Source organism: Streptomyces lateritius, assembly GCF_014649715.1.
Lineage (GTDB): Bacteria > Actinomycetota > Actinomycetes > Streptomycetales > Streptomycetaceae > Streptomyces > Streptomyces lateritius.
Window position 1 is genome coordinate 44,354 of record NZ_BMTO01000008.1, and the last position, 18,759, is coordinate 63,112.

The 18,759-nt window shown below is 71.8% G+C and carries 13 protein-coding genes and 1 pseudogene; 5 read left to right on the top strand and 9 right to left on the bottom strand.

What is annotated here, in order from left to right; all coding sequences use genetic code 11:
• Nucleotides 1-119 precede the first annotated feature (119 nt).
• Nucleotides 120-2,354, bottom strand: a complete 2,235-nt coding sequence (locus IE136_RS17450) for an acetate--CoA ligase family protein (RefSeq protein ID WP_189600814.1) — start codon at nt 2,352-2,354, stop codon at nt 120-122.
• Between the two features lie 207 nt (nt 2,355-2,561).
• On the opposite strand from IE136_RS17450, the gene IE136_RS17455 reads away from it, so the two are divergent.
• Complete coding sequence (locus tag IE136_RS17455; protein WP_189600815.1) at nt 2,562-4,265, top strand: VCBS repeat-containing protein; 1,704 nt, start codon at nt 2,562-2,564, stop codon at nt 4,263-4,265.
• Nucleotides 4,266-4,332: 67 nt separating this feature from the next.
• On the opposite strand, the gene IE136_RS17460 is transcribed toward IE136_RS17455, so the two are convergent.
• Complete coding sequence (locus IE136_RS17460) at nt 4,333-5,502, bottom strand: flavin-containing monooxygenase (RefSeq protein WP_268247938.1); 1,170 nt, start codon at nt 5,500-5,502, stop codon at nt 4,333-4,335.
• A 157-nt stretch (nt 5,503-5,659) separates the two neighbouring features.
• Between IE136_RS17460 and IE136_RS17465 the strand changes: the two genes are divergently transcribed.
• Together IE136_RS17465 and IE136_RS17470 are read left to right on the top strand one after the other, a co-directional pair.
• Nucleotides 5,660-6,112, top strand: a complete 453-nt coding sequence (locus tag IE136_RS17465) for a DoxX family protein (RefSeq protein WP_158989164.1) — start codon at nt 5,660-5,662, stop codon at nt 6,110-6,112.
• Nucleotides 6,109-6,522: a Zn-ribbon domain-containing OB-fold protein gene (locus tag IE136_RS17470; RefSeq protein WP_158989166.1), complete on the top strand. Its 414-nt coding sequence runs from the start codon at nt 6,109-6,111 to the stop codon at nt 6,520-6,522. The genes IE136_RS17465 and IE136_RS17470 overlap by 4 nt, the downstream gene beginning before the upstream one ends.
• Here IE136_RS17470 and IE136_RS36440 read toward each other — a convergent pair.
• Both IE136_RS36440 and IE136_RS17480 read right to left on the bottom strand, forming a co-directional pair.
• Entirely contained in the window at nt 6,511-8,538 is a 2,028-nt protein-coding gene (locus IE136_RS36440) for a serine/threonine-protein kinase (RefSeq protein ID WP_189600817.1), read from the bottom strand. The two genes, IE136_RS17470 and IE136_RS36440, sit on opposite strands and share 12 nt — an antisense overlap.
• A gap of 43 nt (nt 8,539-8,581) precedes the next feature.
• Nucleotides 8,582-9,223 carry an HAD family hydrolase gene (locus tag IE136_RS17480; protein ID WP_189600818.1) on the bottom strand — a complete coding sequence of 214 codons (642 nt, stop codon included), beginning with the start codon at nt 9,221-9,223 and terminating at the stop codon, nt 8,582-8,584.
• On the opposite strand from IE136_RS17480, the gene IE136_RS17485 reads away from it, so the two are divergent.
• Entirely contained in the window at nt 9,143-9,745 is a 603-nt protein-coding gene (locus tag IE136_RS17485) for an SSI family serine proteinase inhibitor (RefSeq protein WP_189600819.1), read from the top strand. The genes IE136_RS17480 and IE136_RS17485 overlap by 81 nt on opposite strands.
• On the opposite strand, the gene IE136_RS17490 is transcribed toward IE136_RS17485, so the two are convergent.
• Together IE136_RS17490 and IE136_RS17495 are read right to left on the bottom strand one after the other, a co-directional pair.
• The gene (locus IE136_RS17490) at nt 9,705-11,972 is read right to left on the bottom strand and encodes an FG-GAP repeat domain-containing protein (protein ID WP_189600820.1); all 2,268 of its coding nucleotides are present in this window, start codon (nt 11,970-11,972) and stop codon (nt 9,705-9,707) included. The genes IE136_RS17485 and IE136_RS17490 overlap by 41 nt on opposite strands.
• Nucleotides 11,973-12,033: 61 nt before the next feature.
• On the bottom strand, nt 12,034-12,237 hold the full coding sequence (locus IE136_RS17495) for a DUF397 domain-containing protein (protein ID WP_229818929.1): 204 nt from the start codon (nt 12,235-12,237) through the stop codon (nt 12,034-12,036).
• A 250-nt stretch (nt 12,238-12,487) separates the two neighbouring features.
• Between IE136_RS17495 and IE136_RS17500 the strand changes: the two are divergent.
• Nucleotides 12,488-12,823: pseudogene (locus IE136_RS17500) on the top strand (ATP-binding protein); the annotation flags it as partial.
• A 90-nt stretch (nt 12,824-12,913) separates the two neighbouring features.
• Here the strand turns inward: IE136_RS17500 and IE136_RS17505 are convergent.
• The 3 genes from IE136_RS17505 to IE136_RS17515 all read right to left on the bottom strand — a co-directional run bounded on the left by IE136_RS17505 (nt 12,914) and on the right by IE136_RS17515 (nt 18,600).
• The gene (locus tag IE136_RS17505; protein WP_189600821.1) at nt 12,914-15,127 is read right to left on the bottom strand and encodes an FG-GAP repeat domain-containing protein; all 2,214 of its coding nucleotides are present in this window, start codon (nt 15,125-15,127) and stop codon (nt 12,914-12,916) included.
• A 59-nt stretch (nt 15,128-15,186) separates the two neighbouring features.
• Nucleotides 15,187-17,451 (bottom strand): FG-GAP repeat domain-containing protein, encoded by a 2,265-nt coding sequence (locus IE136_RS17510; RefSeq protein ID WP_229818930.1) that lies wholly within the window; start codon nt 17,449-17,451, stop codon nt 15,187-15,189.
• A gap of 633 nt (nt 17,452-18,084) precedes the next feature.
• On the bottom strand, nt 18,085-18,600 hold the full coding sequence (locus IE136_RS17515; protein WP_158989180.1) for a mycothiol transferase: 516 nt from the start codon (nt 18,598-18,600) through the stop codon (nt 18,085-18,087).
• Nucleotides 18,601-18,759: the final 159 nt, after the last annotated feature.

Genomic DNA, 18,759 nt, shown 5'->3' on the forward strand with positions numbered 1-18,759 from the left:
TACGTCCTCCACGTCCACAGGTCTCCCCAGGTTCCTAGGTCGTGTCCGGAAAGCGGCGCCGTCTGCCCGCAGGGCAGGGCCCGCGGCGTCTGGTGCGCGACGCCCCGCAGGCGCGCTCGCTAGCGGCACACCGCGAGCGCGTCGAGGGCGACCGCCCCCTGCCCGCGCGGCAGCACCATCAGCGGGTTGATGTCCAGTTCGGCGAGGTCGCCGTCGAGTTCGAGGGCCATCCGCTGCACCCGCAGCACGACCTCCACCAGGGCGTCCACGTCCGCCGGCGGCGCTCCTCGCACCCCGTCCAGGAGGGCGCGCCCGCGCAGCTCGCCCAGCATGTCCCGGGCCTGGGGCTCGCCGAAGGGCGGGACGCGGACGGCGGTGTCGTTCAGGACCTCCACGAGGACGCCTCCGAGTCCGACCGTGACCGTGGGCCCGAAGAGCGGGTCGCGGGTCACGCCCACCACCATCTCGACCCCGCGCCCGACCATCTGGCAGACCAGGACGCCGTCGAGGTCGACGCCTTCGTAGCGGGCGATGTCGGTGAGTTCGCGGTACGCGTCCCGCACCTGGCTCGCCGAGGTCAACCCGACCTTGACCAGGCCCAGTTCCGACTTGTGAGCGAGCCGCGTGCCGGACGCCTTCATCACCACCGGGTAGCCGACCAGGCCCGCCGCCCGGACGGCGGCGGCCGCGCTGGTGACCAGCTGCTCGCGCGGTACCCGGATCCCGTACGCCCGCAGCAGCTGCTTCGCCGCGTGCTCGCTGAGCTGCCGTCCCGGGCGCATCAGGGCCCGCGACTTGCGGAAGGACGGGGAGGGGGTGCGCGGGGCCTCGTCGAAGGGGGAGCGGTAGGCGGTGGTGAAGCGGTGGTGGTCGAGGTAGGCCTTCACGGCCCCGATGCAGTTGGAGAACGTACGGAAGGTGGCGACGCGCGAGGAACCGAGCAGGGTCTCGCGGTAGGCCGCCTCGGTTCCGACCGGCGAGCCCCAGACCACGCACACCAGCTTGTCGGTGGCCTCCGCCGCGTCCACCAGGTCCTGTGCGAGCCTGTCGCTCATCGGCGGGAACGGCCCGGTGATGGGGCAGATCAGGACGCCGACGGACGAGTCGGCGAGGATCGCGTCGATGATCTTCCGGCCGCGCCGGTCCCCGACCGGGTGCCCGCCGTTGTCGACCGGGTTGGCGACGTGGAGATACGGCGGTATCCACTGGTGGAGTTCCGCCTGCTTGCCCTCGGAGAGGGTGGGGAGCGTCAGCCCGGCGGCCGTGGCGAGGTCGGCGAAGTGGGCGCCGGTGCCGCCCGAGATCGAGTAGACGACGACCCCGTCGGCTACCGGCTTGCGGGCCCGGGCCAACAGGGTGGCGGTGTCCTGGAGCTCGTCGAGCCCGTCGACCCGGATGACCCCGAACTGCCGCATCGCCGCGTCGACGACCTGGTCGGCGCCGGTGAGCTTGCCGGTGTGCGAGGCGGCCGTCCGCGCCCCGGTCTCGGTCCGGCCGACCTTCACCGCGACGACGGGCACCCCGCGCCGAGCGGCCCGGTCGGCGGCGAGCAGGAAGGCGCGCCCGTCCTTCAGGCCCTCGACGTAACAGGCGATGGCCCCGACCTCGGGCAGCTGCGAGAAGTACGAGAGGAAGTCGGCGGTCTCCAGGTCGGCCTCGTTGCCGGTGGGCGCCCAGTGGGAGAGCCGCACCCCCAGCTCCTGGAGGGTGTGGACGGGCCGGCCCTGGTGGCCGGACTGGGTGATCAGGGCGATGGCGGGCCCGTCGAGGTCTTCGCGGAAGCGCTCGAAGGCGTTGAGGTTGGTGTTGGGCCCCAGGAGCCGGATTCCGGAGCGCCGTACGGCGGCGGCGAGCCGCTCCTGCGCTTCGGCGCCGTCCTGCCCGGTCTCGGCGAAACCGGAGGCGAAGGCGACGGCGAACCTCACCTTCGCCTCGGCGAGTTCCTCGACGACGGGCAGCGGGTCGGCGACCAGCAGGACGGCGAGGTCGACGGGTTCGGCGAGGGTGGCGGCCAGCGCGCCGACGGACGGGGAGCAGCCGAGCCCGAAGACGGTCGTACGGGTCGGATGGACGGGGTGGACCCGGGCCCCGACCCGCTCCGCCCAGGCGATGAGCTGCCGGGTGATGCCGGTGCTGGGCCGTCCCTCGGCGTCGGAGGCCCCGACGATGGCGACGGACCGGGGGCGGAAGAACCGGTCGAGGTCGGGGACGGGGGCGTGCAGCGGCCGTCCGCTGACGTCCCGGTCACCGGGGGCGGTGATGGTGCCGTGCACGGCGGTCAGGGGCGGCTCTCCGCAGGCGACCACGCGGGCCCGGAGATCGTTGGTGAAGGTGCCGTGAGTCGATCCGAGCATGGTTCCGGTCCACCCTTCCGCCCGTCCGTACAGAGCTGACGCTCAGTCAGATTAGCGAACTGATGGTCAGTCAGGAATGGGGGCGGGGTCGTCGATGTGAGACGGTCCGGAACGGTGCATCGCCCCGTACAACCATTCGACGGGTCGGCGTGTCCTCCTTCCGGACCGCGTGATCCACCGCGCCCGAGACTCTGCCCTGGGGGAACTTTGACCCGAACTGCCCGCCTCCCCGGCCGCCGCCGCGCCCTCGTCGCCGCACTGGCCGTCCTCGCCTCCTCCGCCGCGCTCACCACGGTCACGGCGGCACCCGCACACGCTGCCGAGGCCGTGCCGCAGCAGCGCGTGGTCTTCACCGAGTACAAGTACGTTGACGGTTACCACACGAGCACCCTGGTCACGGTCAACGCCGACGGCACGGACCGGCGTAAGCTGGTCCCCACCGGCCCGGGCCTGTCCGGGGCCATGATCACCGATGTGACCTTCTCGCCCGACGGCCTACGCATCGCCTTCATCAGCCACGACAGCCGCCCCGACATCTGGGTCGCGAACGCCGACGGCACGAACGCCCGGCCCATCCGCATGGAAATCGACAGCCCCGACGGCTGGCTTGACGCGCTCGACTGGACCCCGGACGGCAAGCAGCTCTACCTGAGCTTCAGGGCCCGTGCAGGCCAGGACAGCCTCCGCCTCATGCGGGTCAACGTCGACGGCACCGGCCTCGGCTACGTCTTCGCCTCTCCGGAGAAGACCTGGGACACCCAGGTGGACGTCGCCTGGGACGGGCGCATCGCCTTCCTGCGCGGCAGCACGATCCACCTCTGGGACCCGCGCGTCGGCGGCGAACCGAAGCCCGTCACCCAGGGCCTCCACCCGACGTTCTCGCCGGACGGGCGGAGCATCGCCTTCGCGCGGGGTGACGATGGTTCGTACGACGTGCACGTCAAGGAGCTCACCCACGGCGTCGAGTACGAGCTCACCAAGGGCGAGAACGTCATGTTCCCGGAGTGGTCTCCGGACGGCGAACAGGTCGCCTACGTCTCCGGCGGCACGAAGCAGCAGGCCACCGTCACCCAGTCCAACAGCAACTCGGCCCGGCCGGCCAAGGTGCTGACCGGCGCCGACGCGACCGCCGACGACATCGGCTGGGCGCCGCCCCGAGGCGCCACCCCCACCGGTGCGCTCCAGCGCGACTACAGCGGCGACGACGTCCCGGACCTGCTCGCCGTCGACGGCTCGGGCGTCCTGTGGCGGTACGACGGCAACGGCACCGGCGGTCTCAAGCCCCGAGTGAAGCTCGGCTGGGGCTGGAAGGGCTACCGCTTCACGGCCGCCGGCGACCTCAACCCCGACGGCCGCCCGGACGTGATCGCCCAGGACGCCGCCGGTGGGCTGTGGCGGCTCGACGGAAACGTCTCCGGCACCTTCGAGCCCAAGGTGAAGATCGGCACGGGCTGGAAGGACTTCCGTCTGACCAGCACCAGCGACATGAGCGGCGACGGCTTCCCCGACCTCATGGCCATCGACTCCGCCGGTGCGCTGTGGCAGTACCGCGGCGACGGCCGGGGCGGACTCCAGCCACGCACTGATTTCGGCTCCGAGTACCAGGGCTACCAGCTGACGGGCGTCGGTGCGTTGAGGGGCGGTGGCGACGGCCGCCAGAACGTCCTCGGCAAGAAGACCACCGGCGAACTGTTCCGCTTCACCTCCGGGATGGTGGAGCCGGAGCAGATCGGCTGGGGCTGGAAGAACCTCACCCTGACAGGGGCCGGTGACCTCACCGGCGACGGTTCCCCGGACGTGATCGCCCGTGACACCTCCGGTGTCCTGTGGCGGTACGACGGCAATGGTGCGGGTGGTCTCAAGGCGGGCGTGAAGCTCGGCTGGGGCTGGAGCGGCATCACCACGTTCTGATCCCGACCCCCATCAGCCGATGCCCCGCTCCCCGTCTCCCGAGGGGCGGGGCATCGTCATGCCACCGTCATGTCGCGGCCCGGCTGCCGCTCTTCGCGATCCGCCGCGCGATCTTCTCCGCGTCGATCGCCAGCTCCCGCAGCATCCCGCTGATCGGGTTCGTGAAGCCGGTGAAGTACAGACCCGGCGCCTCCCGGGGCGTCCGGGCGCCCCGCACCACCGGCAGGCCCCGTTCGTCGAGCACGCCCAGGTGCCCCACCAGGCCCTCCAGGCCCCTGCGGTAGCCGGTCGCGGCGATCACCGCGTCCGGGGTGAGGGGCGTGCCGTCCGCGAGGACGACCTTGTCCCCGTCGAAGGACTCGACCGCGCCCACGATCTCCACCGTGCCCTTGCGCACCGCGTCGACGAGCCCCATGTCCTGCACCGGGATCGCGCCCTCGCGCACCCGCGAGTACAGGCCCGTGTCCGGCCGGGGCAGCCCCTGGCGCGAGAGGTCCGGCCCGAACAGGCGGCCCGTCAGCGCACCCGCCCTGTCGACCAGACGGACCGGCAGTCGGCGCACCAGGATGCCGGTGCGCTGGGCCGGCCAACCGACCGTGGAGCGGCGCACGATGTGCGGGACCGTGCGGACAGCGAGCCGTACCCGGGCGGCGCCGCCCTCGGCGAGGTCGGCCGCGATCTCCGCCCCGGTGTTCCCGGCGCCGACGACGAGCACGTCACGGCCCCGGTACGCGGCCGGGCCGCGGTAGGCGCTCGCGTGCGTGATCTCACCGCCGTACGTGGCGAGTCCGGGCCACTCGGGCACGCGCGGGGTGTGGCTGTACCCGGTGGCGACCACGACCGCCCGCCCCGTGAGCAGGCGCCCGCCCGTGGCGTGCAGGACCCAGTTCTCGCCGTCCTCGGCCCGCTCGATCCGGGACACCTCGACCCCCGTCACGATCTCCAGCTCGTGCACCTCGGCGTACTTCTCCAGGTAGCGCACCATGTCGGCGCGGGCGACCCAGCGTCCGAAGGAGCGGGGTATCGGCAGCCCGGGAAGCGCGGAGAGGCGACGGGTCGTGTGCAGCCGCAGCCGGTCGTAGTGCCCGCGCCAGGAGGCGCCGACGGCGTCGGTCTTCTCCAGGACGACGGCCCGTACGCCCCGCTCGCGCAGGGTGGCGGCGACGGCGAGGCCGCCGGGTCCTCCGCCGACGACGTAGACAGGGTGGTCGGGACGGTCTTGGGGGGTGTGGGACATGAATGCCCAGCGTAACGACATGCTCACTTGTTGGGTCTCGGTCAAGAGGGGAATCGGTTGCGAATCGGTCACGCCTGCACGGGTCTTGCGCGGACGGTGTGAAGTCCGCTGAACTGACGTACCGTCAGATAGTGCCCGAGGGAGGGAACCGGAAGAGATGAAGACCATCTGGCTCACCGGCGCCGAATGGCTCGCCGTCCTCCGTATCGGCCTCGGCCTGTGGTGGCTGGAGAGCTGGCGCCACAAGGACAGGAAGGGCTGGTTCGAGCGGGGCACGGGCATCGCGTGGGCGGCCGACATCGCGGCGAAACACCGGTGGGCGGCTGTCCGCAGCGGCTTCGACACCGTCGTCGCCCCGCGTCCGAAGCTCATGGCGCACGTCGTCGTCTACGCCGAACTCGCCCTCGCCCTCGGTCTGATCACCGGCTTCCTCACCCCGATCGCGCTCGTCGGCGGCCTGCTCCTCAACCTCCTCTACCTCGTCTTGATGATCCACGACTGGGCCGAGCAGGGGCAGAACGCGATGATGGCGCTGATCTCGCTGGTGGCCCTCTTCGCCATGTCCTGGCAGACCTGGTCCCTCGACCACGCGACCGGACTCTTCGGATGACGGCCGCGCGGTACGACCTGCCGGACGTCGACGCCTTCACCCGCCCCTACTGGCAGGCCGCCGCCGAAGGCCGCCTGCTCCTGCGCCGCTGCGCCGCCTGCGGCAGGGCGCACCACTACCCCCGCGAGTTCTGCCCCCACTGCTGGAGCGAGGACGTGACGTGGGAGTCCGCGAGCGGCCGGGCCACGCTCTACACCTGGTCCGTCGTCCACCGCAACGACCTCCCACCGTTCGGCGACCGGGTCCCGTACGTCGCGGCGGTCGTCGACCTCGCCGAGGGCCCGCGGATGATGACGCGGATCGTGGACGTGCCGGAAGCCGACCTCCGCATCGGCATGGAACTGGAGGTCGGCTTCCGGGAGGAGGGGGACGTCACCGTCCCCGTCTTCGGCCCCCGCTCACACGGGTGAGATGTTCCGCCAGAGGTGGCTGCGGTTGCCGGGGTCGCAGGTGTACGTCATCACGAAGGGGCCCGTCACCATGCAACCGCCGTTGTTCATGTTCTTGATGGTCCGCCCGGAGGACGTCGACGTGCCGATCTTCCAGGACTGGAGGCTGGAGCCGTTGCAGGCGGTGACCGTCATGCTGGAGTTCCCCGAGGGCTGAAGGCAGCGGCCGCTCTTCCTGTTGACCAGGCGGAACGTGCCGTTCGCGCCGGGGGAGTAGGTCCAGGCGTACGACATGGTGCCGCCGTTGCTGCTCGGGGAGCCGCACTCCGCCGTGCTGGCGAGGATGGTGAAACCCGCGTCCTGCTCCGCCAGGCACTGGCCGTTGGAGGCGTTCTCCAGGGAGTACGTCCCCGAGGGCGCCGAACCGCCGCCGCCCGACGAGGGCGGCGGGGGCGGGGGAGGAGCGGGACGCGTGGTCGAACCGCCGGAGCCTCCGCCGGAGCCGCCCGGGCTGCCGGAGCCTCCGCCCGAGCCGCCGGAGCCGCTCGAACCACCGGAGGAGGTGGGCGAGCCGGAGGAGTCCGACGAGCCGGAGCCGCCCGAGCCCGCGCTCCCGCCGCCGCCCGCCGTGGCCCCTCCACCGCCGCCGCCCGCCGTACCACCGCCCGCACCGCCGCCACCACCTGCCGCGCCGCCGCCGGGCGGCGGTACGGAGCCGGGGGTCGAGGGAGAGCCCGGCGGGCGGGAGGACGGGGCCCCGGGCGAGGGCGTGCGGTCGGCCGGGGCAGGCGCGGACGAGCTGGTGGACGGCGGCGCCGCGGAGATGCCGGGCCCGTCGCCCCGCGGGCCGATCACATAGGGGCCGAGGGCCACGGTCAGGGTGGTGCCGGTGGCCACGACGACGGGTACGGCGAGCATGAGGAAGCGGTTGCGCCGCTCGGGCCGCTTGTCGGAGGTGGCGGCTCCGGTGGCGACGGCGGGGTCGGGTGGAGGTGTCGGCTCCTTCGGCCTCTGCCTCTGCGGAGTGAGCGGTGTCGTCACGACGTCCTCACCCTGCTCGGCCGCCCGCTCGGTCTCCCCGAGCGCGGCCAGCTGTTCGGCCGTGGGGGCCTCGGCGGCGAAGGACGCCCGCTCGGTGATCCGCTCGGCGACCGCCTCGGGCCACAGGGCGTCCTCCGGCACGTGCTCGTCCGTGAGGCCGACGAGGTCGGCGGCCGTCGGCCGGGACGCGGGATCCTTGGCGAGGCAGGAGCGTACGAGCGCCGCCAGCTCCGGCTCGGTCTCGGCGAGCCTCCCGAACTCGGGCTCGCCGTGCACGACCCGGTACAGCAGGTCAGGTCCGGAGCCGTCGCCGAACGGCGGACGGCCGTTCGCCGCGTACAGAACCAGGCTGCCGAGCGCGAACACGTCCGCCGCACCGGTCAGTCGCGGATCCGCGACCGCCTGTTCGGGCGCCATGTAGGCGGGGGTTCCGATGACCATGCCGGTCCTGGTCAGCCGGCTCTGGTCGGCCGCCCGCGCCACGCCGAAGTCGATGAGCGAGAGACCGCCGCGGGTCAGCATCACGTTGGACGGCTTGAGGTCGCGGTGCACCATGTCGGCGGTGTGCACCGCCCGCAGCCCGCTCGCCGCGCCCCGCAGCAGCCGCCACAGGGCCGCGCCGGAGAGTGGGCCGCCGTTCAGCCGCATCGCCTCGTTGAGGGTGATCCCCGGGATGTACTCGGTCGCGAACCACGGCGGCTTCGCCGTCCGGTCGCTCGCCAGCAGCCGCGCGCTGGCCCCGCCCGGCAGCCGGGCGAGGTTGTCGAGCTCGTGCCCGAAGTGCCTGAGGAAATCCGCGTCCTCGGCGAGAACGGGCAGCACCCGTTTGACCGCCGCGAACTTCCCCGGCACGGCCCCGAGATAGACCCGGCCCATGCCCCCGGAGCCCAGTACGCCGAGCAGCCTGAACGCGCCGATCCGCCGGGGGTCGCCCGACTCCAGCGGCTTGGCCCCGCTGCCCTTTAAATTAGAGCTGTTTTCTACTTCCCCCTGCATGCGCCACAGGATAGCGGAGCTATCCTCCAAGCGGTACGGGTCATCAAGTCATAGAACACCGAGCAGAGTTGGCTGTCAGAATCTCCGGAGTCGCCTCCGCGAGCGAGTGGAAGTGCCGGTGCGAGCCGTCCGGGGGAGTGGGGCTGTTGACCGTCCAGACCGTCATCCCCGCCGCGAGGCCCGAGCGGACGCCCGACGGCGCGTCCTCGATCACCAGGCAGTCGGCGGGGTCGGCGCCCAGCCGCTCGGCCGCCAGCAGGTACGGCGCCGGGGAGGGTTTGCCCTCCGAGACGGAGACGGCGTCCACGATCAGCTCCGGCAGCGGCAGCCCGGTCCGCTCGAAGCGGCCCCGGACCCGGTGCGCGTAGTTGGAGGTGACCAGCGCCCAGGAGCCGGGGGAGAGGGCGGCGAGCAGCCCGGCCGCCCCCTCGAAGGCCGTGTAGGAGCCCGTACGGACGTCCGCGTCCTCCAGCTCGTGGAGCAGCGCCAGGCACGCGGCCGGGTCGCGCTCCGGAGCGACGGCCGCGAACGTCTCGACGGGCCGCGTCCGCAGCGCCACGCCGTACACCTCGTCCCCGTCGAGCCCGTACCGCCCGGCCCAGTCGTGCCAGACCCGCCGCTGGTTGGCGACGGCGTCGATCAGGGTGCCGTCGACGTCGAAGAGGACGAAGTTCTTGCCGTTCATGGCCGTCAGGCTAGGACACCTGTCAGAACGCGTGCCTCGTGCCGATGTCGCCGGGCAGGGAGATCGGCGTACGAGGACGGAAGAAGCCCCACTCCCGGTTGTCCTCGTTCCCCCGGTGGAGATGGGAGCCGCCCGGGCCGTACCCCACGAGATCGGGGATATGGTCGCGGTTGGCGCCGGCTCCACCTGACGGTCACCGGCTCCACCGGCACGACCAAGGAGGCCTGGCTCGGCTGTCGCCCCACCGGCGGCAACCACCCGGCCCCGGAAGCCGCCTGCGACGCCGTGCGTGAGGCCGGGGACGACTTCGACGAGTTGGTGGGCGTCGCGGCCGCCGACTGCCCGATGGACTACGACCTGGTCGAGGCATCGGCGAAGGGCACCCTCGACAGCAAGCCGCTCGACTGGAAGAAGACCTTCCCGAACGCCTGCGAGCTCAACGCGGAGACGGCCCCCGCCCACGCGAGGGCCGTCACAACCGTCAGAACGGAGACTCGGCGGGCTCCCCGTCGTTGGGGTTGACCTGCACCGACCGGGCTCCGAACGGCGTTGCCCACTGGCCGGTGCCCGGGTAGACGTACAGGTTCTTGGCCGTGTACCCGAGCAGATCCGGCCGACCGTCCTTGTTCGCGTCGCCGATGCCGACGATGTGGCTGAACCCGTTCCAGCCGGCGCCGATCTTCGTACGGGCGGCGAAGGTGCCGTCGCCCTTCCCCAGGTACGACCAGAGAACCCCGTCCTTGTCGCGGGCGACGAGGTCCCCGGCGGCGCCCCCGGCGATGTTGCCGACGGCGGTGACCTTGTTGTAGATCCCCCAGCCGGTGCCGGCCTTCTTACGGGCGGAGAAGGGCGCGTTGGCGTTCCCGGTCCCCGGGTAGAGCCACAGCACGCCCGCCGTGTCCGTGGCGAGCACGTCCGTACGGCCGTCCCCGGTGAGGTCCCCGCCGCCGACCACCTTGGTGTAGATCTGCCAGCCGGTGCCGATCTTCACGCGCGGCGAGAATCCGTCGGTGCGACCGGCGTAGAACCACAGCACACCGCTCTTGTCCCGGGCCAGCACGTCGGCGCGGGCCGAGCCGCCGAGGTCGCCCGGCGCGACGAGCTGGTTGTAGACGTTCCAGCCGCTGCCGAGCGTCGCGCCGTACGGCCACCTCAGGCGATCGGCCTGGACGTCGTAGTGGCTGTCGTAGGTCATCAGCTGACCCCAGCTGTCGACCGCGAGCAGGTCGGGCGAACCGTTGTCGTTGAAGTCGTGCGGCGCGGCCTTGCGGGCGACCTTGAACGCGCCCGTCGCCTCCAGGTCCGGTCCGACGCCGTTCGTCGGGCTCGCGGTGATCCGCCAGGTGTAGTCGCCGTTGAAGGCGGTGGTGTAGGACGGGGAGTCGTCCTGCGCGTGGTGGTACGAGCCGTCCCACACGACACTGAGGGGACCGGCGCCGGTCACCGTCTGGTCGGCCGGAACGTACTGCCTCCACACGTGGTTCGTCCGCGTGTGCCTCAGCTCGACGGCGAACGACACGTTGCGCCGGCTCAGCTCCCACGACAGCTGCACGCGGCCCCGGTTCGCGGCGAAGTCCACGACGGCGGGCACGCGGGCCTGGTTCAGCGCGACCTTCGTCGGCTCGTCGGTGGTGGCGACCTGCTCGACGACCGGCGGCGTGCCGCTCCCGCCGGGCGAGACGCGGTAGAGCCCCTCGCCCTTCTCGACGGTGCCGCCGCGCACGAGCAGGGTGCCGTCGGGGCCGGGCACGGAGGACGACATGTGGTCGAGGAGCGTGACGGTCTCCCCGGTCTCCAGGGAGCGGGCCCGCAGCGGGGTGAGCGCGCTGCCCATGCTCTCGGTGAGCCGCGTCGGGACGGCGTACGTCAGCCAGCTCCCGGCAAGGCCGAGGCTCAGCTCCTCGACCTTCCCGACCAGGATCCGCTCGGTCTTTCCGCTACCCCGCGCGGCCACCACGATCTCGAACCCGACCCCGGAGACGTACTCCGTCCAGGCCACGTGGGTCGCGGAGAAGGCGAGGTGGGCGCTGAGATAGCCGGGCTGGGAGCCCTCGTACGTCTCGGTGACGGTCGCCGTCGCCAGGTCGACCACCGCCCGGCCGCCGCCCTTCGGCATCTCCCGGGCGCCCCGGTCGTACGCCAGAAGAGCACTGCCGGGCACCCCGCCCGTGGCGGTGAACCAGGCGGCACCGTCGGGCATCCCGGTGACCTTGCGGTCGGACACCGTGTCGCCGCTCTTGCTCACGAGGTGCAGCTCGTGCGTCCCGTCCGCGTTCGTCACCTCGACGAGGAGCGTCGAGCCGACGGCTTCGACGTACGCGTAGTTGGCGCCGAGCTGGTTCAGGTCGATCGTCACGGGCGCGGCGCCCGTGGCCATGTCGTGCAGCTTCACGACCCGGTACTGGAAGGGCGCGGGGGCGTCGCCCGTCACGACGACGTCCGAGGCGGACCCGTCGTTCGAGTTGCTGCTCGTCGACAGCACGGTCGAGGTGCCGTCCGCGTACCGCGTCCAGCGCAGCTCCGGCTTCTCCGGGGAGCCCGCCGTCAGGAAGCCGCCAGGACCTGCGGCGGCGATCCTCGTGGCGTCGGCGGGGTAGCGGGGCAGCGCGTTCTGCGTCGCGGCCGCCACCGCGTCGTGACCGTCCGGTGTCGCGGCGACGGCCGGAACGGCCGGGGTGCCCACGGTCAGGGCCAGGACGGCGGCGATCGCCGATCCGAGCCGCAGTCGGGACGTACGTACGTGGGCCAAGGCCTGTTCCTCCAGAGGTCCAACCGGGCGCTGTCTGCGCCCCGCCCGGTTGGACCTCTGGTCAGGCGTTTTGGTTGTACGGCCGGACGAAAGAAGCCCAGGCGGCGGGGGCGAGGGCGAGCTGGGGGCCGTGGGGGTTCTTGGAGTCGCGGACGTGGACGGTGGTGGGGTGGGCGGCGACCTCGACGCACTCGCCGCCTTCGGAGCTGCTGTAGCTGGGCTGCTGTAGCTGGACTTTCGCCAGGCGTAGGCGACTTCGATGCACTCGCCGCCTTCGCCGCTGCTGTAGCTGCTCTTGAACCAGGACAGGTCCGTGGTGCTCATAGCTCTCCCAGCAATTTCTCGATCCAGACCAGGTGCGCCGTCCCGTCGACCTCGGACGGCCGTTCCGGCCGCTCCTCCTGGGTGCCCTGGTTGCCCGACATCCGTACCGCCCTCTTGGCGTGCTCGTACCGCTACTCAGCGTCGCCCCGTCGTCGCTGGTCAGCGTAGGGCGAGGGGGCCAGGCTCGTTGCATGAAGACCGAAATCCCCACTCCGGCCGGTGAGTTCATCGGCGATTTCGCGCTCCGGCTCTCGGCCACGCGCCGGGGCACGCGCCTCGCCCGGCTGCTGGCCGTGCAGCAGCTCCACGACTGGGGCGTGAGCGCGACCGACGCCGCCGAACTGGTCGTCGCCGAACTCGCCAACAACGCGGTCACCCACGGCCGCGTCCAGGGCCGTGACTTCGAGCTGCGCCTCGCCCTCGCCGCCGACCACCTCCGCGTCGAACTCTCCGACGCCCGCGCGGAACGGCGGCCGGAACCGGTCCGGACAGCGGACGAGGGCGGCTACGGGCTGGTGCTCGTAGCCGCCCTCGCGACCGCGTGGGGCGTCAGTCCCCGTTCCGTCGGGAAGACGGTCTGGGCGACGATCCCCCTGCCGGGGACGCCCGGACCGTCGTCAGGCGACCTCGTTGAACGGCTCGCTTCCCCGGTCCAGGGCGGCGAGCTCGCGCGGGCGGAAGGGCGCGCGCCAGTCGCCCGTGCCCTTGTAGAGGTACGAGGACTCGGACTCGATGTCGTACGCGAGGAGGTCGGGGCGGCCGTCCCTGTCGGCGTCGCCGGTGGCGACCAGGCGGCTGTACGCGTTCCAGCCGGTGCCGATCTTGGCGCGCGGGGCGAAGGTGCCGTCCCCCTTGCCGGTGTAGAGCCAGAGGACACCGGCCGTGTCGCGGGCGACGAGGTCCCCGGCGGTTCCTCCGGCGATGTTCCCGGTGGCCGTGAGCTGGTTGTAGACGCCCCAGCCCGTGCCGATCTTCTTGCGCGCCGCGAAAGGGGCGGTGTCCTTGCCGGTACCGGGGTAGAGCCAGAGGCCGCCGGTCTTGTCGGTGGTGACGAGGTCGGGCCGGCCGTCGCCGGTCAGGTCACTGCCGCCGGCGATCTGGGCGTAGGTGTTCCAGCCGGAGCCGATCTGCGCCCGGGAGGTGAAGGTGCCGTCGCCCCGGCCCTTGTAGAGCCACAGCGCGCCGGCCTTGTCGCGGGCGACGAAGTCCCCGACGGCCGAGCCGCCGAGGTTCCCGGTGGCCTCGATCCGGTCGTAGGTCTGCCAGCCGCTCCCCAGCAGCGTCCGCTCGCCCCACAACTGGCCACTCTGGTGCGGGTAGTGCGTGTCGATGCGCCACAGGCGGCCCACGCCGTCCCGGGTGAGGATGTCGGGTGAGCCGTTGTCGTTGAAGTCGTGGGGAGCGGCCTTGCGGACGACCTTGAACGCGCCGGAGGCGCGCAGGTCGGGGCCGATGCCGTTGAGCGGCTTGGCGGTGATCTCCCAGGTGTAGTCGCCGTTGAAGTCGGCGCTCCACTCCCAGCGGGCGATGCGGGACGCCGCGAGCGGGTCCTGGCTGGGGCGGAGGTAGGCGGTGTACGTCTGCCCGGTGCGGGTGTGCCGCAGGTTGACCGTCATGTCGACGTTGACACGAGACAGCTTCCAGTCGAGCGCGACCTGGCCGGCGTTGCGATCGGCGTCGATCACGCTCGGGATGGTGTGACCGACGAGGGCGACCTCGGTCGTTTCGCCCGTGCTCGCGATGAGTGTGGCGACCGGGGCGCCGTCGGCGCCTGGGGCGATCCGGTACAGGCCCTCGCCGTGGGCGAGCGTCCCGCCACGCACGAGCTGCGTGCCGTCGGGGGCCATGACCTCAGAGGCGACGTGGTCCAGGAGCTTGCGGGTGGCTCCCGTCTCCAGGGAGCGGGCCGTCAGCGCGTGGAGGGGGTCAGTGCCGTAGGAGTAGGACCCTCCCTTGTTCGCGTAGGTCACCCAGTTCCCCGCGAGGCCGACCACGGGGAAGGTCGCACCCGGGAGCGGGAAGCGCTGCGTCGCTCCGGACTGCAGCTCCTTGACGACCACGGTCGTGTCGGAGGAAGTGGCGGAACGTTCCGTCCAAGCCTTGTGGGTGGGCGATTCGGCCGAGTCGTCCACGATGGCCGTTCCCGCCGGAAGGTCATGCGTCGCGGTGACCGTGGCCGTGGCGAGGTTCACGACCGCCTGCTGCCGCTTCGTCCCGGTCGTGTACGTCACCTTGGCCGTGTCCGTGGTGGCGCCGAGACCGATGAGGTACCCCGTGGCGTCCGTCGGCAGCCCCTTCACCACGTTCCGCTTCGGGGCACCGTCGATCATGCGGATCAGGCTGAGGGTCTCTCCCTCGCTGTGGCGGTACGCGGCGAAGACCGCGGACTCGACGGCGCCGACGGGCCACGCGTTGTAGGGGAGTTCGCGGTATGTGACGGTCAGGACGTCCGTGCCGGTGGCCATCTCCTTGAGGACGGCACCTCCCGTGTGGATGACCAGGACCCGATCCGTCCCGGTGATGCCGCTGACCTCGCCGCCGGACGCGACCAGGGGCGAGACCCCGTCCGAGAACCGGGTCCACCGGTACTCGTCGTGTGACGTGGCGCTGTACGCCCGCGTGAGAAAGCCGCTCGGACCCGCGAAGACGATGGCGGCGCCGCGCGGGAACGGGATCACGTTCTCCTGCTCCGCGCCCGACGTCGTCGCCATGACCGACTGGCCGGCCGGCGAGGCCGGTGCGGCGACAGCCGGGGTCGCCGGGGTCGCCAGGGTCGCCGTCGTGACGGCGAGTACGGCCAGGATCGCGGCCGTCGTGCGTCTGTGCGTCAAGTCTGTTCTCTTCCCGAGGCGTAGGGCGCCGCGTTCGGCGGCGCCCTACGAAGGTGTGGTCAGGAGACCGGGTTGAACTTCGTTCCCTCGCCCGCGTAGAGGGAGGTGTACCACTTCGGGGCGAGCGGCACCGACCAGTCGCCCGTGCCCCTGTACAGGTGCGTGCCGCCCGGGCCGTACGCGATCAGGTCGGCGCGGCCGTCCCGGTCGACGTCGCCGGCGCCGACGAGCTGGGTGTACGCGTTCCAGCCCTCGCCGATCTTCGTACGGGCGGCGAAGGTGCCGTCGCCCTTGCCGAGGTACGACCAGAGGACGCCGTCCTTGTCGCGGGCGACGAGGTCGCCCGCGGGGCCTCCGGCGATGTCACCGACGGCCGTGATCTGGTTGTAGACGCCCCAGCCCGAGCCGATCTTGGTGCGGGCGGAGTATGGGGCGTTCCAGACGCCGGTGCCCTTGTACAGCCACAGCGCACCGGTGGTGTCGGTGGCGAGGAGGTCGGGGCGGCCGTCACCGGTGAGGTCGGAGCCGGCGGCGATCTTGTTGTAGACCTGCCAGCCGGTGCCGATCTTCGTTCGCGGGGCGAAGGTGCCGTCGCCCTTGCCGAGGTAGCTCCACAGGACGCCGGAGGTGTCGCGGGCCACGACATCGCCCGCCGGGGCTCCGGCGAGGTTTCCTGCCGCCTCGATCTGGTCGTAGATCTGCCAGCCCGTACCGACCTTCACGCGCTGGTACGCGTAGATGCCGGCGGAGGTGTCCGAGCGGACGAGGTCGTCCCGCCAGAGGACACCGGAGGCGTCCCGGGCGAGCAGGTCGGTCGAACCGTTGTCGTTGAAGTCGTGCGGGTTGGCCTTCCGCACGACGGTGAAGACGCCGGTCGCCTTCATTGCGGGGCCGATCCCGTTCGTCGGGGTGGCGTTGAACTCCCAGGTGTAGTCGCCGTTGGGGGCGTGCTCACCCTCGATGAGACCGGACCAGTTCACGGTGACGACCCCCGTGGTGGAGATCCCGTTCCCGGAATAGTCGAAGGTGTGACTGGCCGCCGTCCGGCCCGTACGGACATGGCGCAGCGTCACGGTCCCCGAGGCGGAGGACCGGGACAGCGTCCACTCCAGGGTCGCCTTGCCGCCGTTCTGGTCGAGGTCCAGGACGGTGGGAGTCTTGGCCTCCAGCAGCTTGAGAGCGGTCGACTCGCCTGTGCTCGCGATGAGCGTGGCGGTGATCGCGTTGTTCTCGCCGACCGCGACCCGGTAGACGCCCTCGCCGCCGGCGACCGTCCCGCCGCGCACGAGCAGGGAGCCGTCGGGAGCGGGCACGGAGGACATGGCGTGGTCGAGCAGCTTGACCTTGGCGCCGTTGGTGACGTTGAGGGCGGTCAGCGCGTGGAGCTGGTCCGGTTGGGCGGCCGTGGTGGCGCCGGGTGACGCGTAGGTGATCCAGTCGCCCAGGGCACCGATGTGCGTGTGGATGCGGTTGCCCAGGGGGACCGCCTCGACGGCCGGGGCGGAGACCTCACCGCCGCGCTCGGCGTACATCAGCCGGGCCGTGGAGGTCGTCGGCGCCTCGACCCAGGCCAGGCGCGAGCCGGAGGAGGCCAAGTCCGCGAAGTGCGCGACGCTGCTCACCTCGCGTTGCTCGACGACCGAGGCGGTGACGGTGTCCACGACAGCGAGGTACTCACGGAGAGTGTCGTCGGCGTCCACCGCCGTGTAGAAGACGTTCGCGGTGGAGACGGAGGTCGGTTCGGCCTTGAGGATCCGGGGGTTCGGCTTCAGGCCGGTCACCGGCCGGTCGGACTGGGCGTCGACCCCCCGCGTGACGAGACGCAGTTCGCCGGTGTGATCCGTGGTGTTCCACCTCGACATGACGAGCGTCGTGCCGACCACGGCCCGCAGCGAGAGGTCGCTGCTGGGGGAGATGCTCTGGTACGTGCCACCCGGCGACGACATGTCGTACACGCGGTAGAGACTGCGGGTCGGCTCCCTGGTCACGACGGAGTCGGAGAAGCCGCCGAAGTACGAGCCCTGCGCGGGCAGGACGGTGGTCGTGCCGTCCACGGTGCTCGTCCAGCGGTAGACGTAACCGCCGGCGTCCGTCCACTCCTCGGCGAGGAAGCCGGACGGGCCGGCGCTGATGATCCGCGTGGTGCGGGGAATGGATATCACCGCGTCCGTGGTGGCAGCTGCTCCGGCGGCGGCCGAGACGCTGCTCCGGTCGGTGGTGTCGGCGTTCGCGGGGACGGTCAGAGCGGTGGCGCCGAGAGTGACGGCGAGGACGGCGGTCACGGCGGCCGTGAGTCGGCGCCGGGACGCGTATGCGTACGACAAGTCTGTATGTCTCTCTGAAGGATCTGAATCTGAGGGATCTGAAGGGGTGCCTGAGGCCGGACGGGGCGTATGACGCTCCATCAGGCGCGTACATGTCCTGCGACTCGGCGTGGGAGTCGGAGGTGAAGGCCACGAGGTCCCCCGAGCCGGTGGCCCGCACCGGGAGGTCCTTCGGGAACGCGGTCAGGGCGCCGTCCGAGGCCCGTGCCCAAGCCCAGTAGCCGTGGTACTCGCGATAGAGGAGGTAGCCCGTCGCGGTCACACCCTGGATCTCGTGGCCGGGCGGCAAGGGCATCGGTGCGGTGGTCCGCGTGACCGCCGCCGTGTCCGCTGTCGTCGCGCGTTCCGCACCAGGGGTGGCGGACGCCGGGACGGCCAGAGCGCCCGCGCCGAGGGTGACGGCGAGGACTGTGATGACGGCGGCGCTGAGCCGCCGCCCGACCGGTCGTACCTGAGACCAAGTCAGTTCCTCCCAGAGGTACTGGCGCGCGGTGCGCCACACCTCATGGGACATGTGATCGAGCAGGATGGTTGTACGTTCGACGGGTCGCGTCCTGGTGCACGTCGACCTGCTCGCGCGCGGGGTGCGGGGTGCGGGGGACGGCGTACGGAGTGCGGCCGCCTCCGCACCGGTCACCGGTTCCGCTGCCGCTCCACGACCCCCCTGACGTACGCCGCCTGTCCCGCGTGCTGGTTGTCCTCCGCGATCACGCTCACCAGGCGGACGCCCAGGGAGACCGGCGGGTCCCAGGAGTCGTCGACGATGCGGTCGAGGTCCGCGTTGGTGACCTCCGCGACGCACGCCAGGCTCCGTTCGTGGACGGCGTCGTAGTAGCCGAGCAGCAGCTCCGCCGGGGCGCGGACCTGGCCGACCTGCTTGCTGGATTGGCCGTAGCCCGTGGCCCGGGCGGGGAACGGCAGGCCGAAGCGGGACTTCCAGCCGTCGGACGTCCATACCTGGTCCGTACCGAAGGCGTCCGCGACATGGTCGTCCTGGATGCGGGTGAGGTGCCAGACGAGCCAGGCGATCGAGTTGGCGTCGGGGTCGATCCGGACCGCCAGTTCATCTTCCGACAGCCCTTCGACGGCTCCGTGCACGGCCTCCCGCACGCGGTCGAACGCGTCCAGCAACAGGTCGGCGCTCTTCATGTCGTTCTCACTCCTCGGCGGTCGGCGTCTGCGGCCCGGTCAGACTCTCGTCGTCGAGCGGGGAACGGACGGGGACCGGCCGAGGGCCGGCCAGGAGGCACGCGAGTTTCACCTGCTCGGTGGAGACGCCGCACAGGCGGCCGCCGATCCTGGGGCGCC